The sequence below is a fragment of the Mesonia oceanica genome, from assembly GCF_902499555.1.
In the GTDB taxonomy this organism is placed as follows: Bacteria; Bacteroidota; Bacteroidia; order Flavobacteriales; family Flavobacteriaceae; genus Mesonia; species Mesonia oceanica.
Window position 1 is genome coordinate 1 of sequence record NZ_CABVMM010000030.1, and the last position, 4,829, is coordinate 4,829.

Genomic DNA, 4,829 nt, shown 5'->3' on the forward strand with positions numbered 1-4,829 from the left:
AAAATTTTCAGTTTAAAGGGTTCTGAATACCGTCTGATTACTTTGTCGTTTTTGTACATAATGTTTAAAATTATGTAGCCTTTATTCAGGACGGGTCAATATTACTTACAACGGTCTCGTATAACCGTCAGTTACGGGTTAATATGCGTTAATTTTTCGGTTTGACACAGATTTTAGCAATTCCGAGTGTCCCGCAGGACAAGCGGGACGCCGTAATTGCGGTTATACATTGTTAGCAAACGTATTTTAGTCCAAATATCCGTCATATTCAATTGATTTTAGAATTCCAGATTCGAATATAAGATTGAATACAGAAGTCTGTTCTAAATTCCCGATTTTTAATGTGTCATTATTAATTACTTTTGCAAGTGATTTTTCTAGGACATATTCTTTCGTTCCAATTTTTATAAATTCGTTTAGTTCAAAATCCGCATCTCCGATTTTAGCTTTGTAAACCCATTCTTTACTTTCCGCTTTATATGAAGTCAATTCTGTATTCTTATAAGTTCTAGTAACAATCGTGTCAAATAAATTGTCCAAGTGTCTATTTTTGATTGGTTTTTTATATATCTCAAATTTTGAGTCAAGCGCAATTTTTTCCAAATTTGATTTAAGAGTAAAAGTTAGGCTGTCATTTTCAAAATATGGTTCAGAAACAAAAGTCGATTCGAGTTCTGCTTTTTCCTCCTCCGTTTTTGTTTTCGCAATTTTTTTGTTTTCTGATTCAGTCGTTTTTTTAGATTCCGTTTGTTTGCAGGAAATAAGGAAGTTTAATATTCCGAATATTATCAATTTATATTTCTTCATATGTTTGCTAACATGCGAATAAAAGCATGACGTTTATTTACTATGTATTGATAATCTAAATATAAGATTTTTTATTTTTATACTTGCTGGTTAGCTAAAGGCTTATAAATTTCGTTGGTTTAGTGGACTAAAAGCTATAAAATATCTTCAATCGACTCCATTTAACAAGAAATGATTGACGCAACAAAAGTATAGTAAGCGTTTATTATACGTATATTCAATAGCTGTCAAAAATAATTAAGACAAACTTTGCCATAGCAAAATCTGGATTAATATATGATGGTGCTTATAGAAGTGCTCTAGTAAAAAGTTAATGAGTTTTTACTTGTTTTTTATCACAGTACTTGATTGTAGCACGTTTTATTTCAGTCTAGTAAAGATTTTCATAGTTTCCATTTCATTAATTATTTCTTCACAGATTATATTTAGTTTCACGATTGATAAATTATTATTTAATTCATAATTGAGATTTTTATTATTTTTTTCTGTTTCTAAATTATATTTATCAAATTTTTTTTCAAATTCCGTTGAATCTTGAAAAAACCAAAAATATCTATGTGCTGTATGAGTACGTCCTGATATAAAAGAATATTTTTTACCATTTGCTATACTATCTGGTTTAAAAATATACGGTTGTACATCGTTTATCTTCAGACTTTCAATATTTTTTTTATAAAATTTAATAGGTTTTGAATTTGTCAATTTTACATTTTTAAATTCACCACAATTGTCATATTTCTTAATCCAAGTTTCATTACCGTTCTCCCAAAATGCATACATTACAAAATAATATCCATTCTCATTACAGCTATTTGGATCTTTTAATTCAATTATTCTTGTATTTCCAGGGCTAATATGTTTTACTATAAAAAAATTAGAAATATTTTCTTTCATCATTTCGGACTTTAATTTAGTAACAAATGATTCAGTTGGGTCATTCTTATCTTGTCCGAAAATTAGATTAGAAATTAGAAATAATATTATAATTAGTGATTTTTGCATTTTTTGTACAAATTTGCTACAACACCCCGGCTAAAAAGCGTTGCTGAAATATAGGGAAAACCATCGAAAAAAACAGCTTAAGAAAATCCGTAGGATTTTTGGCGTACCAGACACAGCAATGGTTTATAGGTTTTGTTGTAAAACGTTTTTTAGTCAATTCCTAAATCATTTGTAAAAGAATGATGTAATTCGATTTCGCTTATTGGCACACCAATTCTATCTTCTGTTATTCCGCAAATAATTCGCTCGACTTCGTATTTGCTTGATATTTTTTCAATGTCAATTAGTTTATCTCGGTTTAAAGATATTGTCCAATCGACCAATTGTCTTAATGTCCCTTTTGAAACAGGTGTTGTACGTTTTATGGTTTTTATTCCGAAAATTTTGACGTGAGAACCTAATTCTGGGTTAAAATCTAACGCTACTAAATCAGGTAATTCCAGTCCAACGTCCATTTTTAATTGACTCCACTTTTCTTTCAGTTCCGATTGAGTAAACAATTCCGAAATTTTCATATCAGGTCTTATTTCCTTTTCAATCGAAGTCAAATTTCTTAACGCTTTTCTGATTCTATAAAAAACTATTTGAGTCAAACATTTATCTGTCGGATTTGTAATAATTCTGCTGAAAACAATATCTGCAAAATCCTGAACAGTATAAATTTTTTCCGCTTCGGAATTATCAATTCGTATTCCAAATTTGTCCTCAATTGACATCACTAATTCGACTGAATCTAATCCCATTATAGGTTTGGTTTAAATGTTTTACAACATGCGAATAAACGTATTGTGTTTATATATACTAAATCACTATCTCAAATATAACTAAATTATCTTTTATCTAAAATAGCGCCAATAACAAATATATACAGCTAGCCTCGCTTAGCACCCAAAGAGCCTTTAAGGGAATCTTAATATAGGAACATGAGCAAGTTATATGGGTGTTGGCAGACGTTATTTTTTATTTCGATATTTTTTTATATAATAGCTACATCCAATCAAACCAACAATTACTATTCCTATATTTGATTTTCCTGTATTCCAATTATTATACACATAAAAAACACCAAGAATCATAACAAAGATGTAGACACCTAATAGAATTTTAGGTTTAATCGAACTATTGAAAATCGCTTCTTGATCTCTTATAGGTTTTTCATTGACTTCTTTTTGATCTGATTTTATATTTCTTTTAATTTTTTTGAGTCTTTTTTTATTAATGCTTCCGATTTTTTGTGTGAAAGTATTTATAAAACTCTGATAATCATCCTTGTCATTTCTCCATTCTGGGAATCTCGAAATAGAGATACTAGAAAACTTGGAATTTATATCTAATGTGTCATAATGAAATTCTCTTTGAATATTCCAACTATCAATTTCATTTAAATCGAAACTAAGATCATCTTGAGATTTTAAGATTGGTTTTTTTAACCATTTAAATTCAATTTTTCTTTTAGTTAAAGTAATTTCAGCAATTCCTGATGTCAATTTTACAGAAACCCAATATATTCCAAAAATTAAAAAAGCAAAAAATAAAAAAACTATCAATTCATTAGGCTTTTCATTAATCGTTTCTTGAATTTTAGATACTATAAAGGCACAACTTAATATTAGTGTAATAAATGCAAGAACGAAATGAAAAACTGATATTGTTCTTACTTTATATTTTTCCATAATGTTTGATAACGATTTTAAATATGGCAAGCAACGTGCCATTATGAGTTAATTTTCGATTCGTGACAAGTCAAAACCTTTTGTGTTTTTATTTTTATTTTAAAAAGCCCACCGAAGGCCTACTACTACCAAAACAGAAAATAAAAACGACAGTAAATCAAAAGATTTGGAGACTAACCAAATATACTGAAATTCTCAGTTTAGAAAAGCCTTAGCTATTTGTAATATATGTTGTTGTGCCACGTATTATTTTTTCTTGTTTTTATAATATTCCGCTCTTTTTCTTTCTATTTCTTTCTTCCATTTCTGATATTGAATACCAATCTCTTTATTATAATTTTTTTCTATAAATATTACTTTTTTTAGAAGTTTTTTACCACCATAATCCAAATATTGTCCATATAATCTATCTTTTGTTAAGTTTTTAGGTATTACAAATTGATTTTCATTAATGCCACTTGGTAAAGAGTTTGAGTAAAATATTTTATCATTGTGGTTTAGCTTAAATCTAATTTTTGTTTGAAAATCACCTTTGTATGATTTACTATCTGTTCTTATTATTTCTTTAGATTTAATTTTATAGTAATGATAACTATTAGCACAAGCTGCTAAAGATTGATATTCAATGGGTTCCCATTCTCCATTTTTATTTTTAGCTTCTTGTATTAAAAATAAAGATCTATTTTGAAGTTCGATATTAAGAGAATCTTTAGTGTTATTATAAAGGAAAATTGAAAATAACGAGTCATTCAATTTTTTAGCAATTAAAAGAATTTCTTTTTTCGAATTATTTATTTTTTTAAACTGTTCTTTAACATCTTTAGTGATACTATCTTTAAATGGAATTTTATTATAGTTTCGTTCCATTTTTGATGTTTGGGCGTTGAGATGAAAAGATAGAATTATAAAAATTCCGATAAAATTATATTTGAATTTTGTTTTTTTCATATGTATCAAAACGGCATAATATATAAATAGCTAGGTATTTTACGTACTGACTTTTCAGATTATAACCGACCATTAATTTATTCTTTTTATTTTGATTAAGCGATTAAACCGCTGTTTTTTATATACGGCTTAAGTTTGATTCTCATTAAATTTATGATATAAATCAGAAAGAACAAAAGAGCGGAATAAGGTTATTGTATACGCAGAAGCTTTAGACTTCGTCAACATTGAAAATCCCCGCTCTTTTCTACACAGATTTCGTACAGTTTTAAGAGGCTTTTAGACCTCGCTTTTAAGTCGTTGAAACTCGCGTAGATTGTCCTTTCAAAAAACATTTTCTTATGAATAAAGATATTAAATATTTTGGAATAGACATTAGCCATTTGGTTTTTGATGTGA

5 protein-coding genes are annotated in these 4,829 nt (G+C 27.8%); all 5 read right to left on the reverse strand.

Annotated elements, in window-relative coordinates; translation table 11 throughout:
- Positions 1–246: 246 nt before the first annotated feature.
- Positions 247–807: a hypothetical protein gene (locus FVB9532_RS19040; protein ID WP_150546769.1), complete on the reverse strand. Its 561-nt coding sequence runs from the start codon at positions 805–807 to the stop codon at positions 247–249.
- A gap of 360 nt (positions 808–1,167) precedes the next feature.
- Positions 1,168–1,809: a hypothetical protein gene (locus FVB9532_RS19045; RefSeq protein ID WP_150546770.1), complete on the reverse strand. Its 642-nt coding sequence runs from the start codon at positions 1,807–1,809 to the stop codon at positions 1,168–1,170.
- A 149-nt stretch (positions 1,810–1,958) separates the two neighbouring features.
- Positions 1,959–2,552 (reverse strand): acyl carrier protein, encoded by a 594-nt coding sequence (locus FVB9532_RS20015; RefSeq protein ID WP_150546771.1) that lies wholly within the window; start codon positions 2,550–2,552, stop codon positions 1,959–1,961.
- A 210-nt stretch (positions 2,553–2,762) separates the two neighbouring features.
- On the reverse strand, positions 2,763–3,482 hold the full coding sequence (locus tag FVB9532_RS19055; RefSeq protein WP_150546772.1) for a hypothetical protein: 720 nt from the start codon (positions 3,480–3,482) through the stop codon (positions 2,763–2,765).
- A gap of 246 nt (positions 3,483–3,728) precedes the next feature.
- Entirely contained in the window at positions 3,729–4,349 is a 621-nt protein-coding gene (locus tag FVB9532_RS19060; RefSeq protein ID WP_150546773.1) for a hypothetical protein, read from the reverse strand.
- Between the last annotated feature and the right edge of the window lie 480 nt (positions 4,350–4,829).

Excerpts from the sequence above, each read along its gene's own strand:
- FVB9532_RS19040 (WP_150546769.1), bottom strand. The coding sequence starts at position 807 with ATGAAGAAATATAAATTGATAATATTCGGAATATTAAACTTCCTTATT.
- FVB9532_RS20015 (WP_150546771.1), bottom strand. The coding sequence starts at position 2,552 with ATGGGATTAGATTCAGTCGAATTAGTGATGTCAATTGAGGACAAATTT.
- FVB9532_RS19060 (WP_150546773.1), bottom strand. The coding sequence starts at position 4,349 with ATGGAACGAAACTATAATAAAATTCCATTTAAAGATAGTATCACTAAA.
- FVB9532_RS19055 (WP_150546772.1), bottom strand. The coding sequence starts at position 3,482 with ATGGAAAAATATAAAGTAAGAACAATATCAGTTTTTCATTTCGTTCTT.
- FVB9532_RS19045 (WP_150546770.1), bottom strand. The coding sequence starts at position 1,809 with ATGCAAAAATCACTAATTATAATATTATTTCTAATTTCTAATCTAATT.